General features: G+C 74.0%; 24 protein-coding genes. 12 read left to right on the top strand and 12 right to left on the bottom strand.

From position 1 onward, the window contains the following. Positions 1 to 3 precede the first annotated feature (3 nt). From trpC to L7N97_RS00190, 4 genes are read left to right on the top strand one after another with little or no spacing between them, the layout of a single operon-like run. The gene (gene trpC, locus L7N97_RS00205; protein ID WP_237476371.1) at positions 4 to 801 is read left to right on the top strand and encodes an indole-3-glycerol phosphate synthase TrpC; all 798 of its coding nucleotides are present in this window, start codon (positions 4 to 6) and stop codon (positions 799 to 801) included. Beyond that, entirely contained in the window at positions 798 to 1277 is a 480-nt protein-coding gene (gene moaC, locus L7N97_RS00200) for a cyclic pyranopterin monophosphate synthase MoaC (protein ID WP_237476370.1), read from the top strand. Before trpC ends, moaC begins: the two co-directional genes overlap by 4 nt. Beyond that, positions 1277 to 2527 (top strand): molybdopterin molybdotransferase MoeA, encoded by a 1251-nt coding sequence (locus tag L7N97_RS00195; RefSeq protein WP_237476369.1) that lies wholly within the window; start codon positions 1277 to 1279, stop codon positions 2525 to 2527. The genes moaC and L7N97_RS00195 overlap by 1 nt, the downstream gene beginning before the upstream one ends. A gap of 43 nt (positions 2528 to 2570) precedes the next feature. Next, positions 2571 to 3347 (top strand): SDR family NAD(P)-dependent oxidoreductase, encoded by a 777-nt coding sequence (locus L7N97_RS00190; protein ID WP_237476368.1) that lies wholly within the window; start codon positions 2571 to 2573, stop codon positions 3345 to 3347. Positions 3348 to 3361: 14 nt separating this feature from the next. Here the strand turns inward: L7N97_RS00190 and L7N97_RS00185 are convergent, their stop codons facing one another. Next, entirely contained in the window at positions 3362 to 3790 is a 429-nt protein-coding gene (locus tag L7N97_RS00185) for a MarR family winged helix-turn-helix transcriptional regulator (RefSeq protein WP_237476367.1), read from the bottom strand. Positions 3791 to 3865: 75 nt separating this feature from the next. Between L7N97_RS00185 and L7N97_RS00180 the strand changes: the two genes are divergently transcribed. Next, entirely contained in the window at positions 3866 to 5665 is a 1800-nt protein-coding gene (locus tag L7N97_RS00180; protein ID WP_237476366.1) for a chloride channel protein, read from the top strand. Here L7N97_RS00180 and L7N97_RS00175 read toward each other — a convergent pair. The 3 genes from L7N97_RS00175 to L7N97_RS00165 form a co-directional block, all read right to left on the bottom strand. After that, the gene (locus L7N97_RS00175; RefSeq protein ID WP_237476365.1) at positions 5635 to 6129 is read right to left on the bottom strand and encodes a MaoC family dehydratase; all 495 of its coding nucleotides are present in this window, start codon (positions 6127 to 6129) and stop codon (positions 5635 to 5637) included. The two genes, L7N97_RS00180 and L7N97_RS00175, sit on opposite strands and share 31 nt — an antisense overlap. Positions 6130 to 6193: 64 nt before the next feature. Then, on the bottom strand, positions 6194 to 7405 hold the full coding sequence (gene ssuD, locus L7N97_RS00170) for an FMNH2-dependent alkanesulfonate monooxygenase (RefSeq protein WP_237476364.1): 1212 nt from the start codon (positions 7403 to 7405) through the stop codon (positions 6194 to 6196). Between the two features lie 86 nt (positions 7406 to 7491). Continuing rightward, entirely contained in the window at positions 7492 to 8427 is a 936-nt protein-coding gene (locus L7N97_RS00165) for a sulfonate ABC transporter substrate-binding protein (RefSeq protein ID WP_237476363.1), read from the bottom strand. 137 nt (positions 8428 to 8564) lie between these two features. Here L7N97_RS00165 and ssuC point away from each other — a divergent pair, with 137 nt between their 5' ends. Continuing rightward, positions 8565 to 9410, top strand: a complete 846-nt coding sequence (gene ssuC, locus L7N97_RS00160; protein WP_237476362.1) for an aliphatic sulfonate ABC transporter permease SsuC — start codon at positions 8565 to 8567, stop codon at positions 9408 to 9410. Between the two features lie 56 nt (positions 9411 to 9466). Then, on the top strand, positions 9467 to 10183 hold the full coding sequence (locus L7N97_RS00155) for an ATP-binding cassette domain-containing protein (protein ID WP_237481973.1): 717 nt from the start codon (positions 9467 to 9469) through the stop codon (positions 10181 to 10183). A gap of 25 nt (positions 10184 to 10208) precedes the next feature. Here L7N97_RS00155 and L7N97_RS00150 read toward each other — a convergent pair whose 3' ends face one another. The 6 genes from L7N97_RS00150 to L7N97_RS00125 form a co-directional block, all read right to left on the bottom strand. After that, complete coding sequence (locus tag L7N97_RS00150; protein WP_237476361.1) at positions 10209 to 10802, bottom strand: IS630 family transposase; 594 nt, start codon at positions 10800 to 10802, stop codon at positions 10209 to 10211. A 23-nt stretch (positions 10803 to 10825) separates the two neighbouring features. Further along, positions 10826 to 11269, bottom strand: coding sequence for a helix-turn-helix domain-containing protein (locus L7N97_RS00145; RefSeq protein ID WP_255721583.1), 444 nt, complete (start codon positions 11267 to 11269; stop codon positions 10826 to 10828). Positions 11270 to 11332: 63 nt separating this feature from the next. Beyond that, positions 11333 to 13318, bottom strand: coding sequence for an acetyl-CoA carboxylase biotin carboxylase subunit (locus tag L7N97_RS00140; RefSeq protein ID WP_237476359.1), 1986 nt, complete (start codon positions 13316 to 13318; stop codon positions 11333 to 11335). 5 nt (positions 13319 to 13323) lie between these two features. Continuing rightward, positions 13324 to 14931 (bottom strand): carboxyl transferase domain-containing protein, encoded by a 1608-nt coding sequence (locus tag L7N97_RS00135; protein WP_237476358.1) that lies wholly within the window; start codon positions 14929 to 14931, stop codon positions 13324 to 13326. Between the two features lie 68 nt (positions 14932 to 14999). Continuing rightward, a complete protein-coding gene (locus L7N97_RS00130) occupies positions 15000 to 15383 on the bottom strand; it encodes a HesB/IscA family protein (RefSeq protein WP_237476357.1) in 384 nt (127 codons plus the stop codon). Positions 15384 to 15460: 77 nt separating this feature from the next. Next, positions 15461 to 17761, bottom strand: coding sequence for a ComEC/Rec2 family competence protein (locus L7N97_RS00125; protein ID WP_237476356.1), 2301 nt, complete (start codon positions 17759 to 17761; stop codon positions 15461 to 15463). Between the two features lie 114 nt (positions 17762 to 17875). Here L7N97_RS00125 and gltX point away from each other — a divergent pair, with 114 nt between their 5' ends. From gltX to L7N97_RS00105, 4 genes are all read left to right on the top strand, one after another. Next, the gene (gene gltX, locus L7N97_RS00120; RefSeq protein WP_237476355.1) at positions 17876 to 19303 is read left to right on the top strand and encodes a glutamate--tRNA ligase; all 1428 of its coding nucleotides are present in this window, start codon (positions 17876 to 17878) and stop codon (positions 19301 to 19303) included. 145 nt (positions 19304 to 19448) lie between these two features. Further along, positions 19449 to 20738 carry a citrate synthase gene (gene gltA, locus L7N97_RS00115; RefSeq protein WP_237476354.1) on the top strand — a complete coding sequence of 430 codons (1290 nt, stop codon included), beginning with the start codon at positions 19449 to 19451 and terminating at the stop codon, positions 20736 to 20738. Between the two features lie 52 nt (positions 20739 to 20790). Further along, positions 20791 to 21213: an HIT family protein gene (locus tag L7N97_RS00110; protein WP_237476353.1), complete on the top strand. Its 423-nt coding sequence runs from the start codon at positions 20791 to 20793 to the stop codon at positions 21211 to 21213. A gap of 41 nt (positions 21214 to 21254) precedes the next feature. Beyond that, positions 21255 to 21911: an HAD family hydrolase gene (locus tag L7N97_RS00105; RefSeq protein WP_237476352.1), complete on the top strand. Its 657-nt coding sequence runs from the start codon at positions 21255 to 21257 to the stop codon at positions 21909 to 21911. Between the two features lie 8 nt (positions 21912 to 21919). Here L7N97_RS00105 and L7N97_RS00100 read toward each other — a convergent pair whose 3' ends face one another. Beyond that, a complete protein-coding gene (locus L7N97_RS00100) occupies positions 21920 to 22300 on the bottom strand; it encodes a YraN family protein (RefSeq protein ID WP_237476351.1) in 381 nt (126 codons plus the stop codon). Beyond that, complete coding sequence (gene rsmI, locus L7N97_RS00095) at positions 22297 to 23244, bottom strand: 16S rRNA (cytidine(1402)-2'-O)-methyltransferase (RefSeq protein ID WP_237476350.1); 948 nt, start codon at positions 23242 to 23244, stop codon at positions 22297 to 22299. The genes L7N97_RS00100 and rsmI overlap by 4 nt, the downstream gene beginning before the upstream one ends. A 138-nt stretch (positions 23245 to 23382) precedes the next feature. Here rsmI and L7N97_RS00090 point away from each other — a divergent pair, with 138 nt between their 5' ends. After that, entirely contained in the window at positions 23383 to 24606 is a 1224-nt protein-coding gene (locus L7N97_RS00090; protein ID WP_237476349.1) for a penicillin-binding protein activator, read from the top strand. The last annotated feature ends 112 nt before the right edge of the window (positions 24607 to 24718 follow it).

Below are 24718 nucleotides of genomic sequence, written 5' to 3'. Positions count from 1 at the left end.
CCCGTGGCCGACATCCTCGACCGCATCGAAGCCTACAAGCGCCGCGAGATCGCCGACGCCAAGGAGCGCGCGCCGCTCCCCGAGCTCCGCCGCCGCGCCGCCGCCGCCCCCGCCCCGCGCGGCTTCGCCGCGGCGATCCGCGCCAAACACGCCGCGGGCCGGCTCGCGCTGATCGCCGAGATCAAGAAGGCCAGCCCGTCGAAGGGGCTGATCCGCCCCGACTTCGTGCCCGCCGACCTCGCCCGCGCCTACGCCGAGGGCGGCGCCGCCTGCCTGTCGGTGCTGACCGACGCGCCCTCGTTCCAGGGCGCCCCGGAGTTCCTCGGGCAGGCCCGCGACGCCTGCGCGCTGCCGGTCCTGCGCAAGGACTTCATGTTCGACACCTACCAGTGCGTGGAAGCGCGCGCCTGGGGCGCCGACTGCATCCTGGTGATCATGGCGGCGCTCGACGACGCCGCGGCGCGCGACATCGCCGCCGCGGCCGGCGACCTCGGCATGGACGTGCTGGTTGAGGTCCACACCGCCGAGGAGCTCGACCGCGCGCTGGAGCTGCCGTGCCGCCTCATCGGCGTCAACAACCGCGACCTCCGCTCCTTCGCGACCGACCTCGCCGTCTCCGAGCGGCTGGCGCCGCGCATCCCGGCCGACCGCGTCGCCGTGGGCGAGAGCGGCATCTTCACGGCGGCCGACTGCGCGCGCCTCGCCCGCGTCGGGATGCGCACCGTGCTGGTCGGCGAGAGCCTGATGCGGCAGGACGACGTCGCGGCGGCCACCCGCGCGCTCCTGGCGGACCCGGCGTGAGCGGCCTCACCCACATCGACGCCGCGGGCGAGGCCCGCATGGTCGACGTCGGCGACAAGGACGTGACCGAGCGGGTCGGCGTCGCGGAAGGCACGGTGCTGATGGCGCCGGAAACGCTGGCGCTGATCCGCTCCGGCGACGCCAAGAAGGGCGACGTGCTCGGCACCGCGCGCATCGCCGGCATCATGGCGGCCAAGCGCACCCACGACCTCATCCCGCTGTGCCACCCGCTGGCGTTTTCCTCCGTCAAGGTCGACCTCCGCGCCGAGGACGGGCCGCCGCGCGTCGCGGTGCGGGCCACCGTCAAGGTGGCGGGGCGCACCGGCGTCGAGATGGAGGCGCTGACCGCCGTGTCGGTGGCCTGTCTCACCGTCTACGACATGGTCAAGGCGGTCGACCGCGGCATCCGCATCACGGACATCCGCCTCGTCGAAAAGCGCGGCGGCAAGTCGGGCGACTTCCTGGCGGACCGCTGATGGGCTCCGCCCCGCTCACCCCCGTCGCCGACGCGCTCGCGGCGATCCTCGGCTCCGCCCGCCGGCCGGAGGCGGTTGAGACGGTGCCGCTGCGCGGCGCAGCCGGCCGCACGCTGGCGCAGGACCTGGCCGCGCTGCGGACGCAGCCGCCCTGCGACGTGTCGGCGATGGACGGCTACGCGGTGCGCGCGGCCGACCTCGCAACGCTGCCGGCGGTGCTCGCGGTGCTGGGCGAGAGCGCGGCCGGCCGCGCCTTCCCGGGGCACGTCGGGCCGGGGCAGGCGGCGCGCATCTTCACCGGCGCGCCGGTGCCGCCCGGCGCCGACGCGGTGGTGCTCCAGGAGAACACCGAGGGCGGCACGGTGGGCGGCGAGACCGGAACAGTCCGCGTGCTCGGGGCCGAGCCGCTCGGCCGCCACATCCGCCGCGCCGGCCAGGACTTCCGCGAGGGCGAGGTTCTGCTGCGGGCTGGGAAAAGGCTCGGCGCCGCCGACGTCGCGCTGGCGGCCGCGATGAACCACGCGGCGCTGCCCGTGTTCCGCCGGCCGCGCGTCGCCGTGCTGGCCACCGGCGACGAGCTGGTGCAGCCCGGCGGCGCGCCCGGCCCCGGCCAGATCGTGGCCTCGAACAGCTTCGCCGTGATGGCGCTGGCCGAGGCGGCCGGCGCCGAGGCGATCGACCTCGGCATCGCTCCAGACGACATGGGGGCACTGGCCGGCGCCTTGGCGCGGGCCCGCGACGGCGGCGCCGACCTCCTGGTCACGCTCGGCGGCGCCTCGGTCGGCGACCACGACCTCGTGCAGCGGGCGCTGGTGGCCGAGGGCATGGAACTCGGCTTCTGGCGCATCGCCATGCGGCCCGGCAAGCCGCTGATGCACGGGCACCTCGGCCCCATCCAGGTCCTGGGCCTGCCCGGCAACCCGGTCTCGGCCATCGTCTGCGGCATGCTCTTCGTCGCGCCGCTGGTGCGCGCGCTCGCGGGCGACCGCCACGCCGGCGACGACCCGACCGAGGCGGCCGTGCTGGCCGAGCCGATGGGGGCCAACGACGGCCGGCAGGACTACGTGCGCAGCCGCATCCTTCCCTCGCCGGACGGCGTGGCGCGCGTGGCCGCCGGCAGCCGCCAGGACTCGTCGTTGCTGAAGGCGCTGTCCGACGCGGACTGCCTGATCGTCCGCCCGCCCAACGCGCCCCCGGCCCCGGCCGGGACGCCGTGCCGCATCATCAGGCTCGCCGCCCTCGGCGCCTGAGGACGGGGCTCGCGCGTCTCCCTCCCGAGCGGGAGGGGCCGGCATGGCGCGGGTGTTGGTGACGGGATCGTCGGACGGGCTCGGGCTCGCGGCGGCGCGGCTTCTCGTCGAGGACGGGCACGCCGTCGTGCTGCACGGGCGGAGCCCGGCCCGCGCGGCCGACGCCCTGGCGGCCGTGCCGGGCGCCGAGCGCGCGCTCGTGGCCGATTTCGCGAGCCTCGCGCAGGTGCGGCGCATGGCCGATGAGGCGAACGCGCTCGGCCGCTTCGACGCCGTGATCCACAACGCCGCCGTGGGCTACCGCGAGAAGCACCGGCTCGCGACCGGCGACGGCTTCAGCCACGTCTTTCAGGTCAACACGCTGGCGCCGTACCTGCTCACCGCCCTGATGACCCCGCCGAAGCGGCTGGTCTACGTGTCGTCCGAGCTGCATCGCCGCGGCCGGGCCGACCTCGACGACCTCGATTGGCGGCGCCGAAGCTGGAACGGGACGCAGGCCTATTCGGACACCAAGCTCCACGACGCGCAGATCGCCTTCGCGGCGGCGCGGCTGTGGCCCGGCACGCTGTCGAACGCGCTGGAGCCCGGCTGGGTCGCGACCAAGATGGGCGGCCCCCGCGCGACCGGCGACCTCGACGCCGCGCACCGCACGCAGGTGTGGCTCGCCGTGAGCGACGACCCCGCCGCGACCGGCACCGGCGGCTACTTCTTCCACCGCAGGCCGAAGCCGGCCAGCGGCGCGGCCCGCGACGTCGCCCTGCAGGACGGGCTGCTCGCCGCCTGCGGGCGCATGACGGGCACGCCCTTCCCCGGCGCCTGATCGCCGCGCTCCCGCTACCTCGGCGGGTCCGCCCGCCCGAGCGCCCGCGCCAGCGCCGGTTCCAGCTGCTCCAGCTCGCGCAGGTGCACCTCGGTCAACCCGGCCAGCAGCGCCTCGGCCTTCGCGGTCAGGGCCAGCTCCGTGCGGCGGCGGTCGGCCGCGGGATGCGCCTTCACGATCAGCCCCGCCTCGGCCATGCGCGAGGCGAGCTCGGCCGCGGTGTGGGGCGCCACGACGAGGCGCTCGGCCAGCGTGCCGACGCTCGGGCGCCCCGCGCCCTCGTGCCCCGCGATGGCCAGCAATGCCTGGTGCTGCTGGACCGGCAGGCCCGCCGCCGCGGCGGCGGCCTCGCTGAAGGACAGGAAGCGCCTCAGCTCGTGCCGGAAGCGCGCGAGCGCCCGGTACTGGTCGGGACCGATCGACCGCTCTCCATTCGCCATCATGCCCGCTCCCCGTCGTGACTAGAATATATCGTATCACGACACATATAGCGGGGTATCACGGGGCGAGGGCTGGACATGGCGGGATCGGACGGAGCGGAGGCGAAGGCCGCGCCGGCGCGGGTGGACGAGCGGCGGCTGGCGGACTTCAAGGCGGACCCGAGGCTGCTCATGCTCGCCGCCATGGCGCTGCTGATCGGCTCCGGCGGCGCCTTCGCGGCCTGGGTGCTGGTGAAGCTCATCGTGCTCATCACCAACGTGGTGTGGTTCGGCGCGCTCGACACGGTCGTGCGCCCGATGGGCGCGATCCACCGCGGCGCCTGGACGGTCGCGGCCCCGGTGATCGGCGGGCTCGTCGTCGGCCTGATGGCGCGCTTCGGCTCGGAGAAGATCCGCGGCCACGGCATCCCCGAGGCGATCGAGGCGATCCTGATCGGCGGCAGCCGCATGTCGCCGAAGGTGGCGGTGCTGAAGCCGATCTCCTCGGCGGTGTCGATCGGCACCGGCGGACCGTTCGGCGCGGAAGGGCCGATCATCATGACGGGCGGCGCCATCGGCTCGCTCTTCGCGCAGTTCTTCGACCTCAGCGCCGCCGAGCGCAAGACGCTGCTCGTCGCGGGCGCCGCCGCCGGCATGACGGGCATCTTCGGCACGCCGGTCGCGGCCGTGCTGCTCGCGGTCGAGCTCCTGCTGTTCGAGTGGCGGCCGCGCTCCTTCGTTCCCGTGGTGGCGGCCGCCATGGCGGCGATCTGCTGGCGCCCGCTGCTGTTCGGGGCTGGGCCGCTCTTTCCCTTCGCGGCCGACCCCGCGCAGGGCGCCTGGGGCATCGGCGCCGCGGCGCTGATCGGCCTCGCGGCCGGCCTCGTCGCCACGCTGCTGACGAAGCTGCTCTACGCCTGCGAGGACCTGTTCGAGCGCCTGCCGATCCACTGGATGTGGTGGCCGGCGATCGGCGGGATCGCGGTCGGCATCGGCGGCCTCATCGAGCCGCGCGCGCTCGGCGTCGGCTACGACGTGATCGGCGACCTCCTCGGCGGGCACATGCTGGTCGGCGCGGTGGCGCTCATCCTCGCCGTCAAGGCGGCGATCTGGCTCGTCGCGCTGTCGTCCGGCACCTCGGGCGGCGTGCTCGCGCCGCTGCTCATCCTCGGCGGCGCCGTGGGCTGGCTGATCGGCCTCCTCCTGCCGGGCGAGCCGGGCTTCTGGGCGATGGTCGGCATGGCGGCGATGCTGGGCGGCACCATGCGGGCGCCGCTCACCGGCGCGCTCTTCGCCGTGGAGCTGACCGGCGACTTTAAAGCCCTGCCGGCGCTGCTGGCCGCCACGGCGGCGGGCTATGCCGTGACGGTGCTGCTGCTGCGCCGCTCCATGCTGACGGAGAAGATCGCCCGGCGCGGCCAACACATCACCCGCGAATACGGCGTCGACCCCTACGAGCTGACGCGCGTCGCCGACATCATGGAGCGCCGCGTCGATTCCCTGCCGGCCGACATGCCCGTCGCCCGCGCCCTGGAGACCGTCGGCGCGGGCCGCTTCCGCGCCTATCCGGTGCTCGACGCGGCGGGCCGGCCCGTCGGCATGGCGACGCGCGCCGACGCGCTGCGCTGGTCGAGCGAGGGCGTGGACGAGGGCGCGACGCTGGGCGGCGTGCTGTCGGACGCGTCCCTGGCCGTGCTGCATCCCGACGACGTCGCGTCCCACGCCATCGACGCCATGCTGTCGGCCGGAAGCGCCCGTCTCGCGGTGACCGACCCCGGCTCCGGCCGCCTCGTCGGCATCGTCACCCGCCACGACCTCCTGCAGGTCAGGGCCGGCGTGGTGAAGGGCGAGCGGGACAGGAGCCGGCCCTACGGGCCTCGGCGGGCCTCGGCCGCATGACCCTCCGCCGTGCCCGGCCTGCGGAGCTGGAGCCCGGAGCGGCGGCAATGCGCGACGAGCTCGTCGCGCTGGTTGTAGGCCCGGTGGAGGAAGGTGACGATGCCGGCGTTGGGCCGCGACCTGGAGAGGCGCAGCTCCACGACCTCGGTCTCGACGCGGAGCGTGTCGCCGTGGAACACGGGCAGGGGGAAGCGCACCTCGTCCCACCCGAGGTTGGCCACCGCGGTGCCGAGCGTCGTGTCGCCGACCGAGATGCCGACCATGAGGCCGAGCGTGAAGGCGCTGTTGACGATGCGCCGGCCGAACTCGGTCTCGGTCCGGCAGTATTCCTCGTCGAGGTGGAGCGCGGCCGGGTTGTGGGTCAGCGCGCTGAACCACACGTTGTCGGCCTCGGTGACGGTGCGGCGGATCGCGTGGTTGAAGCGCTGCCCGACAGCGAGCTCGTCGAAATACAGTCCCGCCACGCCCCGCCTCCCCGCTCTGTCTCGCCGAGATAGCGCGAAGGGCGGCGCGGGCGAGGCCGGAGCCTCAGCCGGCCGCCACCTTGGAGGGCGCGCGCAGCTCGGCCGCGGTGAAGCTGTTCGCCACCGTCTCGCCGAAGGGGCCGGCGTTGCGGGCCGCACCGCGGTCGATCCCCGTGGTGGCGCGCAGCGGCAGCTTCGGGAAGACCAGCTCGGCGAAACGGTAGCATTCCTCCAGGTGCGGGTAGCCCGACAGGATGAAGCGGTCGATGCCGAGGTCCATGTACTGGCGCATCAGGGCCGCGACCTCGTCAGGGCTCCCGACCAGCGCCGTGCCGGCGCCGCCCCGCACGAGGCCCACGCCGGCCCACAGGTTCGGGTAGATCTCGAGCTTGTCGCGCCGACCGCCGTGCAGCTCCGCCATGCGGCGCTGGCCCACCGAATCGTAGCGCGCGAAGATCTTCTGCGCCTTGGCCACCGCGGCGTCGTCGACGTAGCGGATCAGGTCCTCGGCGGCCGCCCAGGCCTCGCGCGAGGTTTCCCGCACGATGACGTGGAGGCGGATGCCGTAGGAGAATGACCGTCCCCGCGCGTCCGCGGCGCGCTTGGCGTCGGCGATCTTCTTCGCCACGTCGGCGGGCGGCTCGCCCCAGGTCAGGTAGGTGTCGACGTGCTCGCCCGCGACCCGCATGCCGGCCTCGGACGAGCCGCCGAAGTAGAGCGGCGGGTGGGGCGTCTGCACGGGCTGGAACAGCAGGCGACCGTTCTCGATCCGCAGGTGCTCGCCCTCGAAGCTCACCGTCTCCATGCTCAGCAGGCGGCGGTAGATGGTGAGGAACTCGTCCGTCACGGCGTAGCGGGCGTCGTGGGGCAGGAAGATGCCGTCGCCGCGCGCCTCGACGGGATCGCCGCCGGTGACGACGTTGATGAGCAGGCGCCCGTTCGAGACGCGGTCGAGCGTGGCCGTCATGCGGGCCGCGACCGCGGGCTCCTGAAGGCCCGGCCTGACCGCCACGAGGAAGCGCAGGCGCTCGGTCAGGGGCGCCAGCGACGATGCGACGACCCAGGAATCCTCGCAGGACTGCCCGGTGGGCAGCAGGACGCCGAAATAGCCGAGCTCGTCGGCGGCACGCGCCACTTGGCTGAGGTAGCGGTGGGTGACGTGGCGGCCGCCGACCTCCGTCGCGAGGTAGCGGCCGTCGCCGTGGGTGGGAAGGAACCACAGCACGTCTGTTTCGGCGGCGGGCGCGGGCAGGTCGAGGGCGGGGAAGGCGGTCATCAGGATCTCGGTTCAGGCTGGGATCGAAGGGGCGAGCCCCTTCGCGGGGCCGGGGTGGAGCCCCGGATCGGGTTCGACGGCGCCGCTCAGCTGCCCGGCTTCCACACGACGTCGGCCACGTCGAGCTTCTTCGGGATGAGATGGAGCGCCAGGAAGGTGTCGGCCACCGCCTGCTGGCCGGCCGTCACAGCGGGCGACAAGGGGGCGACGCCGTGGGCCTGCCGCCCGAGCGCGGTGGCGACGACAGGCGCCGGAAGCTTGATCGCGTCGGCGAGCTCGGCCGCGGCCTCCGCCGGGTGGTCCGCCTCCCAGTCGTCGACCTCCCGCACGGCGTCGATCAGGGCCGAGACGGCCTTCGGGTTGGCGTCCGCGAAGGAGCGGCTGGCGAGGTAGAACTGGAGATTGCCGGCGAGCCCCTCCGCGGTCGACAGCGTCCGGGCGCCCGTGGCCGCCTGGGCGGAGGCGAGATAGGGGTCCCAGATCGCCCAGGCGTCGACGGCGCCGCTCTCGAAGGCCGCGCGGGCGTCGGCGGGTGCGAGGAACACCGGCGTGATGTCGCCGTAGGGCACGCCGGCCTTCTCCAGCGCCTTCACCAGAAAATAGTGGACGTTCGAGCCCTTGTTCAGCGCGACGCGCTTGCCCTTGAGGTCGGCCAGCGAGCGGATCGCGCTGTCCTTGGGCACGAGGATCGCCTCGCCCTGCGGGGCCGCCGGCTCGGCCGCGACGTAGACGAGATCGGTGCGGCCGGCCTGCGCGAAGATCGGCGGGGCGTCGCCGGTCTGGCCGAAGTCGATGGCGCCGGCCCGCATCGCCTCCAGGATCGGCGGCCCGGAGGGGAACTCGCTCCATTCCGCCGTCAGTCCAAGCGACTTCAGGTGCGCGTCGAGGGTGCCGTGCTGCTTCAAGAGGAGCAGGTTGCCGTATTTCTGGTAGCCGATCCGCACCACGCGGTCGGCCGCGTCGGCCAGGGTCGGTGGCAGCAGGAGCAGGGAGGCCAGCAGGGCCGATCTCAGGATTCGCATGGGGAGGTGGCACTCGCGTGGAACCGCGGCGGAGCCGCGGCTGTTCGTCCGACAACGAACTTGATTTCGTCTACAGAATTAGTCAACTTCGTTGTGACTGATTGGTTCGGCGCGCCGCGCCGGGCGGGAGACCGGGAATGCAGGGCAGCTTGACGGAAGCGGGTCGGCGGGCCGGGCCGGGCCGGGCACCGGCGTGGTCGCTGGCGGGCGGAGCCTTCCGTCGGATCGGCGGATCGCGCCAGGCGGGGTGGCTGGTCCCGGTCGCGCTCGTGGCACTGTGGCAGGCCGCGAGCAGCGCGGGCTGGATGTCGGACGCCGTGCTGCCCTCGCCCGCCGCCGTGGTCGAGGCGGGATGGACGCTGACGCTGTCGGGCGAGCTGCCCCACCACATGGGCGTGAGCTTCCTGCGCGCGATGGCGGGCCTCGTCGTGGGCGGCGGCATCGGCTTCGCGCTCGGCCTCGCCAACGGCCTGTCGGCGCTCAGCGACCGGCTGACCGACACGACGCTGCAGATGGCGCGCAACGTGCCGCACCTCGCCCTGATCCCGCTGGTGATCCTGTGGTTCGGCATCGGCGAGGAGGCCAAGCTGTTCCTGGTCGCGCTCGGCGTGTTCTTCCCCGTCTACGTCAACACGCTGCACGGCATCCGCACGGTGGACCCGCAGCTCGTCGAGATGGGCCGCTGCTACGGCATGGGCCGCGCGGCGCTGTTCCGCCGCGTGGTGCTGCCCGGCGCGCTGCCGTCCGTCTTCGTGGGCCTGCGCTTCGCGCTCGGCATCATGTGGCTGACGCTGATCGTGGCCGAGACGATCGCGGCGCAGTCCGGCATCGGCTACATGGCCATGCAGGCCCGCGACTTCCTGCAGACGGACGTGATCGTCCTCGCGATCCTGATCTATGCGGCGCTCGGCAAGCTCGCCGACACGGTGACGCGGGCGCTGGAGCGCCGCTGCCTCGCCTGGCACCCGGCGTTCCGGGCGTGAGCGCCGTGATCGAGCGGGCCGCGGCCGGGGCGCCCGGCGCGGTCCCGGCGCGCGGCATGGCCGTGACGGCGCGCGGTCTCACGCGCGGCTTCGGCGGCGCCCCCGTGCTGAGCGGCCTCGACCTCCACGTGCCGGCGGGGCAGTTCCTGGCCGTGGTGGGGCGCAGCGGCTCCGGCAAGAGCACGCTGCTGCGCCTGCTCGGCGCGCCCGACGCGCCCGACGCCGGGCGGGTCACCCTCGGCGGCGGCACGGCGGCCGACGCCCGCATCATGTTCCAGGAGCCGCGGCTGCTGCCCTGGGCCAGCGTGCTCGACAACGTCGCCGTGGGGCTCGGCCCGTCGCCGGGGCCGGACGGGCCGGAGCGCGCCCGCGCGACGCTGGAGCGCGTGGGCCTCGGCGCGCGCGCGGCCGAGTGGCCGGCGGGCCTGTCCGGCAGCCAGAAGAGCCGCGTCGCCCTGGCGCGCGCGCTCGTCAGCCGGCCGCGCATGCTGATGCTCGACGAGCCGCTCGGCGCGCTCGACGCCCTGACCCGCATCGAGATGCAGGACTTCCTGCGCGCCACCCGGCAGCAGGACGGCTTCACGGCCCTGCTGGTCACCCACGACGTGGCCGAGGCGGTGGCGCTCGCCGACCGCATCGTGGTGATCGAGGACGGCGTCCTGTCGATGGACGTCGCCGTCGACCTCGCGCCCGGGGACCGGCGCGGCTCGGCCGGCGCCGCCGCGATCGAGGGGGCCATCCTCCGGCGCCTGCTCGGGCACCGCGAGGGGTGAGGCGCGGGGCGCGGCCGCCGGCGCCCTAAGCAGCGATTCGTAATTTGTCACACGGATGACTGATCCGTCGCTCGGCATTGAGGCTGTTTACGGCTTGGTGGATGGCGGCATCGAGGTGAGCGGCATCCGCGAAGGTGCGATGAGCGAGGTGATGGCGCTTGAGATCACGCCATTTCAACTCGATGTCGTTCAACTCGGGCGCGTAGCGCGGCAGCCACTCCACGGTGAGCCAGGGCCGCGCCGCGATGGCGGCGGTGGTGGCCTTGCTGGTGTGGATGGGGCCGTTGTCGAGCACCAGCACGACGGGCTTGGCGGGGCGTCCCGGTTGCGGGCCGTCACGGCCGTCCAACACGGTCAGCAGGGCGATGAAGTCGGTGCTGCGCTTTGTTGTCGACGTGTGGACGATGAGGTCGCGGGTTGCGGCGTCGAGCACGCCCATGATGGCGACCTTGCGGGCCTGGCCTGGGGCGGCGACGCGCAGGTCCGCGCCCCGTGGCGCCCAGGCATGGGCCAGATAGGGATGGGTCAGGGCTTCGCTCTCGTCGCCGTACAACAGCACCACGTCGCCCGCCTCGGCCTGCGCCCGGCGGATCCTGAGGCGCAGGCCCACGCGCTCCACCTCCTGCGCATCCTGCCGACCCTTCAGCGTGTGCCGGGGGCGGCGCCAGCAGAACCCCCCTTTTCCCGGAGCAGGATGCTCAGCCGAGACTTGGAAATACTCAGGCCCGTCCGCCGCTCGATCTCGGCCTGCAGGCGCGGCAGCGTCCAATTGGGCCGGTTCTCCACGGGCTCGCGCAAAAGGGCCGCCGCCACCGCGAGCGCCTGTTCGCCCTTGGCCGCCGGGCGACCCGAGGCCAGCGTCGAGCGCAGGGCCTCGACCCCGCCTTCGCAAAACCACTGCCGCCAGTGGCGGACCGCATCGGCCGTCACCCCGAACGCTTCTGCCACCTCGACGCTCGTCCAACCCGACAAGGTGAGCAGCATCGCCCGCGCACGATCGGCCTCGCCCCGAACGTCAGATCGCGCCAACGTCTCGAGGTCGGCGCGCTGCGCCGGCGTCGCTGCCAAACGGGACCGACCAGCCATGATACTCACCCGAGCACTTGAGCGCTCGACATACCATCCGTGTGACAGTCAGCGGAATCCTGCTTAGGGGGCCGCGCCCGCGAGGTCGACGAGGTCGTCGCCCTCGTCGACGAGGTCGCCGGCCGACACGCGCACCGCCGCCACCACGCCGTCGCGCGGCGCGCTGAGCCGCATCTGAACCTTCATGGCTTCGAGCACCGCGAGCACCTGGCCGCGGCTCACGCTGTCGCCCGCGGCGCAGGCGACCGACACGATGCGCCCCGGCATGGGGGCCGAGAGGTTCCCGCCCGCGCCGCCCGCCAGGGCCGGAGGCGCCAGCGGGTCGACGATGTCGAAACGCCAGGCCGTGCCGTCGACGATCGCCCAGAGCGCGTCCCCGTCGCGGACCACCGGCATGCTCCGCCGCGCGCCGTCGATCCACAGCGCGTCGCCCTCGGCCGGTTCGATCCGGGCCGGGCCGTCGGGGAGCTCCAGCCGGAACGCGCCGCCGCCGAGCGCCGCGGCCCGCAGCCCGTGCAGCGCGTCGCCGCAGCGCAGCGGGACGGCCTGCGTGCCGCCGCCGCCGAGCCGCCACGCGTCGCCCGCCGACCAGGGCGACCAGGGGTCCTCCGACCCGGCCGCGGCCTCGCGCGCCGCGTCGGCCCGCCCCCGCAGCACCGCCGCGGCCGCGGCCAGGAGGGCGTCGCGCGGCGCCTCGGCGGCGTATGCGCGCAACTCCGGCCGGCGGCCCAGGAAGCCCGTGTCGACCCCGCCCGCGCCGAACTCCGCGTCCCCGACGATGCGGCGCAGCAGCGGCAGGTTGGTGGCGACGCCGGCGATCTCGGTCGCCCGCAGCCCCGCCGCGAGCCGCGCCAGGGCCTCGGCGCGCGTCTCGCCCCAGGCGATCACCTTGGCCAGCATCGGGTCGTAGTGGACCGTCACGGCGTCGCCGTCGCGCACCCCGGCGTCGATCCTGAGCTGCGCACCGGTCTCCGGCCAGCGCAGGCGGCGGAGCCGGCCTGTGGCGGGCCGGTCGTCGCGGGACGGGTCCTCGGCGCAGAGCCGCACCTCCACGGCGTGGCCGTGGATCGCCAGCTCGTCCTGCCGCCGGGGCAGGGGCTCGCCGCGGGCGACGCGGATCTGCCATTCCACGAGGTCGAGGCCGGTCACCATCTCGGTGACGGGGTGCTCCACCTGGAGGCGGGTGTTCATCTCCATGAAGAAGAAGTCCTCGCCCTCCGCGATGAACTCCACCGTGCCGGCGCCCTCGTAGCCCACGGCGCGCGCGGCCGCGCAGGCGGCGCGGCCCATGGCGGCGCGGCGCTCCGCGCTCAGGCCCGGGGCCGGCGCCTCCTCGACGACCTTCTGATGGCGGCGCTGGACCGAGCAGTCGCGCTCGAAGAGGTGCACGACCTCCCCGTGCCGGTCGGCGAAGACCTGGACCTCGATGTGGCGCGGACGGGCGAGGTAGCGCTCGACCAGCACGCGGTCGTCGCCGAACGAGGCCCGCGCCTCGCCGCGCGCCGCCTCCAGCGCCTCGGCGAAGGCGGGCGCGCCCTCGACGATCCGCATGCCCTTGCCGCCGCCGCCCGCCGAGGCCTTGATCAGCACCGGATAGCCGAGCCGATCCGCTTCCCGCGCCAGCGCGGCCGGCGACTGTTCCCCGCCGTGGTAGCCGGGCACGACGGGCACGCCGGCCGCGGCCATGAGCGCCTTGGCGGCGGCCTTGGACCCCATGGCGCGGATGGCGGCGGCGGGCGGCCCGACGAAGGCGAGGCCGGCGCCCGCGCAGGCCTCCGCGAAATCCGCGTTCTCGCTGAGGAAGCCGTAGCCGGGGTGGACCGCGTCGGCGCCGGACCGGCGCGCCGCCTCCAGGATCGCGGGAACGTTCAGGTAGCTGTCCCGCGCCGGAGCCGGGCCGATCGGCCGAGCCTCGTCGGCGAGCTCGACATGGAGCGCGCCGCGGTCCGCCTCGGAGAAGACCGCGACGGTGCGGATCCCCATGCGCCGCGCGGTGCGGACGATCCGGACCGCGATCTCGCCGCGGTTGGCGATGAGCAGCGTCCGCATCGCCGTCACATCCGGAACAGGCCGAAGCGCGTCGGCTCCGGGGGCGCGTTGAGCGAGGCGGAGATCGCCAGCGCCAGGACCGTGCGGGTGTCCTCGGGCGCGATGATGCCGTCGTCCCACAGGCGCGCGGAGGCGTAGTAGGGGTGGCCCTGCGCCTCGTACTGGCCCTCGATCGGGGCTTTGAACGCGGCCTCGTCCTCCGCGGACCAGGTGCCGCCGCGCGCCTCGATGCCGTCGCGGCGGACCTGCGCCAGCACGCTCGCGGCCTGCGTGCCGCCCATCACGGAGATGCGGGCGTTGGGCCACATCCACAGGAAGCGCGGCGAATAGGCACGGCCGCACATGCCGTAATTGCCGGCCCCGAAGGAGCCGCCGACCACGACGGTGAACTTCGGCACCGCCGCGGTGGCGACGGCCGTGACCATCTTGGCGCCGTCGCGCGCGATGCCGCCGGCCTCGTATTTCCGGCCCACCATGAAGCCGGTGATGTTCTGCAGAAACACGAGCGGCGTGCCGCGCTGGGCGCAGAGCTCGACGAAGTGGGCGCCCTTGCGCGCCGACTCGCCGAACAGGATGCCGTTGTTGGCCACGATGCCGACCGGGTAGCCCCAGATGCGCGCGAAGCCGGTCACCAGCGTCGTGCCGTAGGCGCGCTTGAACTCGTCGAACTCGGAGGCGTCGATAAGGCGGGCGATGATCTCGCGCGCGTCGTAGGGCTCGCGGGCGTCGCGCGGCACGGCGGCGCCGATCGTCGCGGGATCGAGCAGCGGCGCGCGCGGCGGCGCGATGTCGAGCGCCACGCGCTTCGGCCGGTTGAAGGTGCCGACGATGCGGCGGGCGATCCCCAGCGCGTGGGCGTCGGACTCGGCGAGATGGTCGACGACGCCCGACGTGCGGGCGTGGAGGTCGCCGCCGCCGAGCTCCTCGGCCGACACGACCTCGCCCGTGGCGGCCTTCACCAGCGGCGGGCCGCCGAGGAAGATCGTGCCCTGTCCGCGCACGATCACCGATTCGTCCGCCATGGCGGGCACGTAGGCGCCCCCCGCCGTGCACGACCCCATGACGACGGCGACCTGCGGGATGCCGGCGGCGGACATGCGGGCCTGGTTGAAGAAGATGCGGCCGAAATGGTCGCGGTCCGGGAACACCTCGTCCTGGTTGGGCAGGTTCGCGCCGCCGGAATCGACGAGGTAGAGGCAGGGCAGCCGGTTCTCGGCCGCGATTTCCTGGGCGCGGAGGTGCTTCTTCACCGTGAGCGGGAAGTAGGTGCCGCCCTTCACGGTGGCGTCGTTGGCCGCCACCATGCACTCGCGGCCCATCACGCGGCCGACGCCGGCGATGAGCCCCGCGGCTGGCACCTCGCCGCCGTAGAGGCCGTGGGCGGCGAGCGGCCCGATCTCCAGGAAGGGCGAGCCGGGGTCGAGCAGGGCCTCGACGCGGTCGCGCGGCAGCATCTTGCCCCGCGCCGCGTGGCGCGCGCGGGCCGCTTCGCCCCCCCCCTCGCGAGCGCGCTCCATCGTGGCGCGGAGGTCGGCCACGAGCGCGGCCATGTGGTCGGCGTTGGCCCGGGCCTCGGGGGACCGGGGATCGACCGCGGTCGTCAGCGTCGTCATCTCGGCCTCCCGTCGCGGCCGAGACTAACGCGTGCTTCGGAGCCCGTCGACGCCCCGCGGAGCGGGCCTCAGGCGGCCCCGGCGAGCGCTTCCGGGCTCGCCGGCGTGATGGCGACGCTCTCGCCGCAGCCGCAGGCCGAGGTCTGGTTCGGGTTGCGGAAGGTGAAGCCGGACGACAGCTTCGTGGTCTCGAAGTCCATCTCGGTGCCGAGCAGGAACAGCACGGCCTTGGGGTCGATGAGGATGCGCACGCCCTTGTCCTCGACGACTTCGTCGGCCGGCGCGGGCGCGTCCGCCATCTCCATCGTGTAGGACATGCCAGCGCAGCCGCCGTTCTTCACGCCCACCCGCAGGCCGAAGGGCTTGGTCGCGGCGTTGCCCATGATCTCCTGGACGCGCGCCGCCGCCGACTCGGTCAGCGACATCACCTGATAACGTTTCCGGACAGCCATCGGACCCTCTCCCACCGGCGATCGAGCACGGGGCATCGCCCCCAATGTAGCGTCTCGCCCGCCGGTCCGAAAGGTCGTCACGGGATGCGGACCGCCTCGGCTTCACCGTCGGGCGGGGTTCCGGCGTCGTTCGCGGGCTCGGCGCCGGGGCGGATCCGGGGTTCGGAGCGCCGACGCAGGGGCGGCGCCGGCGACCAGGGCCGGTCCTCGCCGGGCGAGCGCGCGTCCCGCCGCGCCCAGCCGTCCGCGGTCCGCCGCAGCGCGACGGCGCCGCTCGATTCCAGGCTGAGGCGGTCGATCACGATCCCGGCCGCGCAGGGGAGGGGCGCGACGAGCGGGCTGACCACGATCGCGGCGCGCCGGCAGTCCTCCGCGAAGCCCCCCGCGTCCGCGACCAGCGCCACCGCGCCGCCGCCGGGCAGCGGCGCCGTGCAGCCGAGCCGGTCGCAGCGCGCCCCGGGTGCGACCAGCGCCGCCTTGCCGAGCGCCTCGGCGTCGCGGGCGTCTCCGTCCGCGCGCAGCCACTGCGCGGCCGTGAAGCCGGAGGCGCGCCCGAGCGTGCCGAGCGTGCCGTCGGGCCCCCGGACCGCCAGGGCGTCGCCGGTCGGCGCCACGATCAGGTCGGCGCTCGGCCCGCAGGCGGCGCCGGTCAGCCCGAGGGCGAGGAGCGGCACGGCGGTGAGGCGCAGGAGCGCCGTCCGCCAGATCACGACCGACAGCAGCGCCAGCGCGAGGCAGGGCAGGGCCCAGGGCACGAAGGCGGGCAGGTGCAGCGTCGACATCGGGGCCGCGCCGAGGATGCGCGCGACCCACAGCACGGCTCGGATGCCCCAGCCGACCCAGTGCCACACCGGCGCGTCGAGCCCGAGCGGGTAGAGCAGGGTGCCGAGCAGCGCGCCCGGCACGGCGAAGAACTCGATCATCGCCAGCGTCAGCGGGTTGCCGACGAAGACGTAGGGGCTCAGCTCGTGGAACTCCGCCGCCATGAAGGAGGCCGTCGCCAGCGTGGCGAAGACCGTCGCGGTCAGGAGGTGCAGCACCGAGGCCGCGGCGCGGCCGGCGCGCCCGCGCCAGGGCGGCGCCCGCGGGGCGCGGGGCTTCGGCTCGGCGAAGAGGTCGTCCGGCGCGCGGCGGGTGCGCGCCTCCTGCACGGCGATGAGCGCCGACACGGCCGCGAAGGACAATTGGAAGCTCGCGCCCGCGACCTGCTCGGGCTCGATGGCGACGACGAGGAGCGCCGCGAAGCCGAGGTTGCGCATGGTCAGCGCCCGGCGCCCGGCGATGGCGGCGGCGAGCATGATCGCCGTCATGAACAGCGCCCGCTGCGTGCCGACGCGCGAGCCCGTGCCGATGTCGTAGGCGACGGCGCCCAGAAGCGCGACCCCGGCCGCCCAGGCCTTGATGGGACGGCGCAGCGCCAGCTCGGGGCTCAGCGCCAGCAGGCGGCGGACGGCGCCGAAGAGCAGCCCCGCCACCAGCGTCATCTGCACGCCCGCGATCGTGATGATGTGGAAGATGCCGGCCTCGCGGATCACCTCGCGCCCTTCCGCGGACAGGAGGTCGCGCTTGCCCGTCACCATGGCGGCCGCGATCGCGCCGGTGTCGCCGTCGCCCACCACCGCGCTGACCCTGATGGCCAGCGCGTTGCGGGCGCGGTCCACCGCGCGGTGGAGCCGCGCGGCCCAGCCGGAGTCGTCCCCGGCCGCGGTCGGCGCTATCCGTCCCAGCGCCGTGCCGACCGCGCCGATCCCGGAGAAGAAGGCGTCGCGGGCGAAGTCGTACTCGTCGGGGGCCGCGGCGCGGGCCGGCGGCAGCAGCCGCGCCGTGACGGCGACGGCGGAGCCGGCCGCGAGGTCGCCGAGGCGCTTCGTCGTCAGGCGCACCCGGCGCGGCACGCGGGCGGCGTCGATGCCGTCGGCGCCCGTCACGGCGAGCAGGACGCGCGCCCCGGCCGGGCGGAGGTCCACCTCCTCGATCGTGCCGGTGAGCTTGAGGATGCGGACGCGGTCCAGCATGGGCGTTGCGACCGCGCGGGCCCGAAGCTCGGCCGACACGAAGCCGCCGACCAGCGCCAGCGCCAGCAGGGCCGCGCCGAGCGGCCCCGGCCGGCCGCGCAGGGCCACGCAGGCGCCCACGCACAGCGCCAGGGCCGCGAGCGGCAGCCACAGCACGGGCTCGCGCTCGGCGGCGAGATACAGGAAGACGCCGGCGCCGGCCGCGACGGGAAGCCACAGGAAGGGGCGGCGCTCGTCCCACTCCTCCGCCCAGGACCGGGCCAGCGACAGGCCGCCGAGCCGCGCCGACAGGGCGGCGGCCCGGCGCGGCCAGGCGCCCTGCGCCACCCCGGCCGAACCGCCACCCCGGAACGCGTTCGGCACGGCGGCCTCCCGCCCTTTGTGGTGATCGAACCTTCATGTTAGAGCGCGGCCGCCCGGGCAAGGGTCACGGCCCCCCGGTTCCCGATCCGTTCCAACTATAAGTTGCTTCCGCCCATGTCCGAGCCCGTGATCACGCGCTTCGCGCCGTCGCCGACGGGCTTCCTCCACATCGGCGGCGCCCGCACGGCCCTGTTCAACTGGCTCCATGCCCGCCGCCACGGCGGCACGATGCTGCTGCGCATCGAGGACACCGATCGCGAGCGCTCGACGACGGCCGCCATCGACGCGATCCTGGACGGCCTCAGGTGGCTCGGCCTCGATTGGGTCGGCGAGGTCGTCTATCAGGCGAGCCGCGCCGAGCGGCACCGCGAGGCCGTGGAGGCGCTGCTGGAGCAGGGCCGCGCCTACCGCTGCTACGCCACGCCCGCCGAGCTCGACGAGATGCGCGAGCTCGCCCGCGCCGAGAAGAGGCCGCCGCGCTACGACGGCCGCTGGCGCGACCGCGACCCGGCCGAGGCGCCCGCCGGCGTCAGGCCGGTGGTCCGGCTGCGCGCGCCGCAGGACGGCTCCACCGTGCTGCACGACGGCGTGCAGGGCACCGTCACCTGGGCCAACAAGGACCTCGACGACCTCGTGCTGCTGCGCTCGGACGGCTCGCCGACCTACATGCTGGCCGTGGTGGTGGACGATCACGACATGGGCGTGACGCAGATCATCCGCGGCGACGACCACCTGACCAACGCGGCCCGCCAGATGCAGATCTACGAGGCGCTCGGTTGGTCCGTGCCCGCCATGGCGCACATCCCGCTCATCCACGGGGCCGACGGCGCCAAGCTGTCGAAGCGCCACGGCGCGCTCGGCGTCGAGCAGTACCGCGCCATGGGCTACCTGCCGGAAGCGCTGCGCAACTACCTCCTGCGCCTCGGCTGGAGCCAGGGCGACCGCGAGTTCTTCACCACCGACGAGATGGTCTCGGCCTTCGACCTCGGCGGCGTCGGGCGCTCCCCGTCGCGCTTCGACTTCGCCAAGCTCGAGAACATGGACGGCCACTACATCCGCGGCGCCGACGACGCGCATCTCGTGGAGGCGCTGATCGCCACGCTGCCGCACCTGCCGGGCGGGGACGCGATCGCGGCCAAGCTCGACGGCGCGATGCGGTCCAAGCTGCTCGCCGCCATGCCGGGGCTGAAGGAGCGCGCGAAGACCCTGGTGGAACTGCTCGACGGCGCCATGTTCCTGTTCGCCGAGCGCCCCCTCGCCATGGACGCCAAGGCGACCGACATCCTCGCCAAGGGCGCCGGCGTGCTGCGCGGCCTGCTGCCCCGCCTGGAAGGGCTGAACGATTGGAGCGCCGCCGCGACCGAGGGCGCCGTCCGGGCCGAGGCGGAGGCCACCGGCGCCAAGCTCGGGCAGGTGGCGCAGCCGCTGCGGGCGGCGCTGACCGGCCGCTCGACCTCGCCCGGCATCTTCGACGTGCTCGACGTGCTGGGCCGCGACGAGAGCCTCGGCCGCCTGCGGGACGCGGCCGGCACGGCCCCATGATGCGGTGCACCAGCGACGGGCCCGCCGGCGGCGCGGCTTGACGCAAGGTGCCGATCATTTAGCTTTGGTGCAACGCACAAGGCCACCCGGGGCCCCACGCGACTCGTCCCCTCCGGCCTGCCCCCTCCCTCGCTGAGGCTCCCCCATGACGCAGAATCCTGGCAAACTGCTGGTCGACACCAAGGCGATCGACCTGCCCCTCAAGGAGGGCACGATCGGGCCTGCCGTGCTCGACATCGGCAAGATGTACGGCCAGACCGGCATGTTCACCTACGATCCGGGATTCACCTCGACGGCGAGCTGCGAGTCCAAGATCACCTACATCGACGGCGATGAGGGCGTGCTGCTGTACCGCGGCTACCCGATCGAGCAGCTGGCCGAGCACGGCGACTTCCTCGAAAGCTGCTACCTGCTGCTCTACGGCGAGCTGCCCACCAAGGCCCAGAAGGCCGAGTTCGACTACAACGTCACGCGCCACACGATGGTGCACGAGCAGATGGCGCGCTTCTTCGCCGGCTTCCGCCGCGACGCCCATCCGATGGCGGTCATGACGGGCTGCGTCGGCGCGCTGTCGGCCTTCTACCACGATTCGACCGACATCTCGGACCCGCAGCAGCGGATGATCGCGTCGATCCGGCTGATCTCCAAGATGCCGACGCTGGCCGCCATGGCCTACAAGTACACGGTGGGCCAGCCCTTCGTTTACCCGAAGAACGACCTCGACTACACGTCGAACTTCCTGCGCATGTGCTTCGCGGTGCCGTGCGAGGAGTACAAGGTCAATCCGGTGCTGTCGCGCGCGCTCGACCGCATCTTCATCCTGCACGCCGACCACGAGCAGAACGCCTCCACCTCGACGGTGCGGCTCGCCGGCTCGTCGGGGGCGAACCCCTTCGCCTGCATCGCGGCCGGCATCGCCTGCCTGTGGGGGCCGGCGCACGGCGGCGCCAACGAGGCGGCGCTGAAGATGCTGGCCGAGATCGGCACGGTCGACCGCATCCCCGAGTTCGTGAAGCGCGCCAAGGACAAGAACGACCCGTTCCGTCTGATGGGCTTCGGCCACCGCGTCTACAAGAACTACGATCCCCGCGCCAAGATCATGCAGAAGACCTGCCACGAGGTCTTGAGCGAGATGGGCATCAAGGACGACCCGCTGCTCGACGTCGCCGTCGAGCTGGAGCGCATCGCCCTGTCGGACGAGTACTTCATCGAGAAGAAGCTCTACCCGAACGTCGACTTCTACTCCGGCATCACGCTGAAGGCGCTCGGCTTCCCGGTGTCGATGTTCACCGTGCTGTTCGCCGTGGCGCGCACGGTGGGCTGGATCTCCCAGTGGAAGGAGATGATCGAGGATCCGGGCCAGCGCATCGGCCGCCCCCGCCAGCTCTACACGGGCTACGCCCAGCGCGACTACGGCCCGATCAGCGAGCGCTGATCGCAGGCAGGCGGACCCTGACGCCGGGCCCGCCGCACGACGGGGAGGACCGATGCCGGCCTACGACGACGCCAACATCTTCGCCAGGATCCTGCGCGGCGAGATCCCCTGCACGAAGGTCTACGAGGACGAGGTGTGCCTCGCCTTCATGGACATCATGCCCCAGGTCGAGGGTCACGTCCTCGTCATCGCCAAGTCGCCCTCGCGCACCCTGCTCGATGCGGACCCCGCCGCCCTGTCGGCGCTGATGCCGCGCGTGCAGCGGATCGGGCGCGCCGCCGTCGCGGCGCTGAAGGCCGACGGCCTCACGCTGATGCAGTTCAGCGAGGCCACGGCCGGGCAGACGGTGTTCCACCTTCACTTCCACCTCCTGCCGCGCCGCGAGGGCGTGCCGATGCGCCCCCACGAGGGGCCGACGGCGAAGCCCGAGGTGCTGGGCGCGCTGGCGGAGCGCATCCGCGCGGAACTCCCGTAAGCGGGCCTCCGTTCGCCCTCGTCACACGAGGGTCGCAGTACATGATCGAGGCCGTCATCTTCGACGTCGACGGGACGCTGGTCGACAGCGTCGACTTCCACGCCGAAGCCTGGGAGCGCGCCTTCGCGCGCCACGGCCACGACATCGCCTTCGCGGCGCTCCGCTCGCAGATCGGCAAGGGCGGCGACCAGCTGATGCCGGAGTTCCTCGACCAAGCGCAATTGAAGAAAATCGGTCCGAAGATCGAGCGCGACCGCGGCGACATCTTCCGCGCCGACTACCTCGACCGCGTGAAGGGCTTTCCGGGCTGCGGCGACCTGTTCCGCGCGCTGCGGGCGCGCGGCCTCCGCATCGCGCTCGCCTCCTCGTCGCCCAGCGCGGACCTGAAGGTGTTCAAGAAGGCGGCCGGCGTCGACGGCCTCACCGACGTCGAGACGTCGTCGGACGACGCCGAGCGGTCGAAGCCACATCCCGACATCTTTCAGGCGGCGCTCGACAAGCTGAAGCTCGCGCCCGGCCGCGTCGTGGTGGTGGGCGACACGCCCTACGACGCCGACGCGGCGCGCAAGGCCGGCGTGCGGTCAGTCGGCGTGCTCTGCGGCGGCTTCGCCGAGGCCGACATTTGCGCCGGCGGCGCCGCGCAAGTGTATCGCGATCCGGCCGACCTCCTGGCCCACCTCGAGGACTGGGCCGCCTGAGGGTTGGTTCAGCCGATCGGCACCGGAAAGGCGTCGGCGACGTGGCTCGGCCAGCGGCGGGGGGCGACCAGGACGGCGTCGCCGCGGAAGGTGGATCCCGCCGCCCAGGCGTTGCGCGAGAGCCAGACCGCGGCGGCCCGCGCGATGCGGCGGCGCTTCACTGCGTCGATGGCGTCGAGCGCCGCGCCGCGGTCGGCCCGCGCCTTGACCTCGACGAACGCCAACGTGCCGCCGCGCGTCGCCACGATGTCGATCTCGCCGCCCGAGACGGTGAAGCCGCGCGCGAGGATGCGGTAGCCCTTGCACGTCAGCCACGCCGCCGCGAGCCATTCGGCGCGCCGGCCGGCGCGCCCGGCGCGGCGCCGCTCCTCCGCGCCGCGGCGCCTCACCGCCCGCCGCGCCGGGCGGCGGCCAGCGCCACGGCGCGGCCGTAGACGTCGCGCCGGGGCAGGCCGGTCGCGCCCGCCACGGCGGCGGCGGCGTCCTTCACCGACAGCGTGTCGAGCGCCGCCGCGATGCGGGCGTCGAGGTCCTCGGCGCTCGGCGGCGCTTCCGCGGCGGGGCGGGACACCAGCACCACGCATTCGCCGCGCGGCGCGCCCTCGGCCGCGTAACGGGCCGCGAGCGCGTCGGCGGTGCCGCGGCGCACCTCCTCGAACTTCTTGGTCAGCTCGCGCGCCACCGCGGCCGGGCGCGGCCCGAGCACGGCGGCGACGTCCGCCAGCGCGTCCGCGAGGCGGCGCGCCGATTCGAAGAACACCAGCGTGCCCGGCACGGCCGCGAGCTCGGCGAGGCGGGTCCGCCGCGCGCCGGATTTCTCCGGCAGGAAGCCCTCGAAGAAGAAGCGGTCGGTCGGCAGCCCGCCGAGCACCAGCGCGGCCATCACGGCGGAGGCGCCCGGCACCGCGCTCACGGCCGCCTCGGCCTCAACGGCGTCGAGCACCAGCTTGTATCCGGGGTCGGACACGAGCGGCGTGCCGGCGTCCGAGATCAGCGCCAGCGCCTGCCCGGCCGCGAGCCGGGCCAGCACCTGCGGGCGCATCGCTGCGGCGTTGTGCTCGTGGTAGGGGATGAGCGGCGCGTCGATGCCGTAGTGGTCGAGCAGCACGCGCGACACCCGCGTGTCCTCCGCCAGCACGGCGTCCGCGCCGGCGAGCGTGTGGAGCGCCCGGAGCGTGATGTCGCCGAGGTTGCCGATCGGCGTCGCGACGACGTGGAGGCCCGGCGGCAGCGCCGACGCCGGCACGCGCGCCCCGAAGGCCGAGAAGCTCCGGTCGCGCCGGCGCTCTCCGCCGCCGTCCGCCCGATCTCGATCGCTGCCGTGGATATCCATGGCTCCTGTGTGGCGCGGCCGTCACGCCCTGGCAAGCGCGGGTGGTTCGCCGGGGACGAAGGTGTTAAGCTCCGGTTTCGGCGTCGTGCCGGGGATCGGGATTCGGCGCGCGGGCGCGCAGCGGGGAGACGCGGTTTGGTGTCGGCACGATCCATCAGGGCTCCCGCCGTGGCTCTCGCATCGGCGGCCCTGCTGTCGGCCTGCGGGCAGTTCGGCGGCGGCGACCGCCCGCGCGTCGCCGCCGCCCCACCGCCCAAGCTGTCCGCGCCGGTGTCCCCCGTCGAGTCGAAGCCCCTCACCCCCGCGACGCCGATCGGCGCCATCGGCAGCGGACCGGTGAAGGTCGCGCTGATCCTGCCGCTCACGCAGAGCAACGGCGGCGCCTCGGCTGTCGGCGTGTCGCTGCGCAACGCGGCCGACCTCGCCTACGCGGACGCCGGCACGAACGACCTCACCATCCTGGTCAAGGACGACCATTCCACGCCGGACGGCGCGCGCGAGGCCGCGCAGAGCGCCGTCGCGGACGGGGCCGAGCTCATCATCGGGCCGGTCTTCGCGCCCGATCTGCGCGAGGCCGCAAAGGTCGCCAAGGCGGCCGACAAGCCCCTGATCGGCTTCTCCACCGACACCTCGACCGCCACCAGGGGCGTCTATCTCCTGTCGTTCCTGATCGAGAGCTACGTCGACCGCGTGGTCGACTATGCCGCCGCGCACGGCAAGCGGAGCCTCGGCGCCCTCGTGCCGGACACGGACTACGGCAACGTCGCCCTCGCCGCCTATCAGCAGGCGGCCGCGCGGCTCGGCGTGCGGGTCGAGGCCATCGAGCGCTACAAGCCCGACGCGCCGGCCGAGGCCGTGGCCCGCATGGCCGCGGCCCTGCCGCGCATCGACGCGCTGTTCATCCCCGGCGCCGCCAACGAGATGCCGGCCGTCGCGGCGGCCCTCACGGCCAACGGCATCGACAGCTCCAAGGTGCAGATCCTCGGCACCGGCCTGTGGGCGGACCCCAAGGTGCTGAAGCTGCCGGCGCTTCAGGGCGCCTGGTTCGCGGCGCCCGAGAACGCCGGCTTCGCCGGCTTCGCGCAGAAGTACCGCGCGAAATACGGCACCGACCCCTCGCGCATCGCGACGCTGTCCTACGACGCGGTGTCGCTCGCCGCGGCGCTGGCCCACCAGCCCGGCTCGCCGCACTTCACGCAGGACAACCTGACCAGCAGCTCGGGCTTCAACGGCGCCGACGGCGTGTTCCGCTTCCGTGCTGACGGCCCGAACGAGCGCGGCCTCGCCGTGCTGCAGATCGCGAACGGCACGACGACCGTGCTCAGCGCCGCGCCGCGCTCGTTCTCGGCCAACCCGTCGTAGGAGGGGCGGGCCGGTTCGTGGCGTCGGCGCCGAGTCCAGGACGCGCGCGCGATCTCGCGGAACTCGTCGGCCGAACGACGTCGAACACCGGCGGTCAGCCTCGACGGCCCGT

Origin of the sequence: Lichenibacterium dinghuense (assembly GCF_021730615.1) — a bacterium.
GTDB classification, from domain to species: Bacteria; Pseudomonadota; Alphaproteobacteria; order Rhizobiales; family Beijerinckiaceae; genus Lichenihabitans; species Lichenihabitans dinghuensis.
This window is presented reverse-complemented; position numbering and strand designations above follow the sequence as displayed.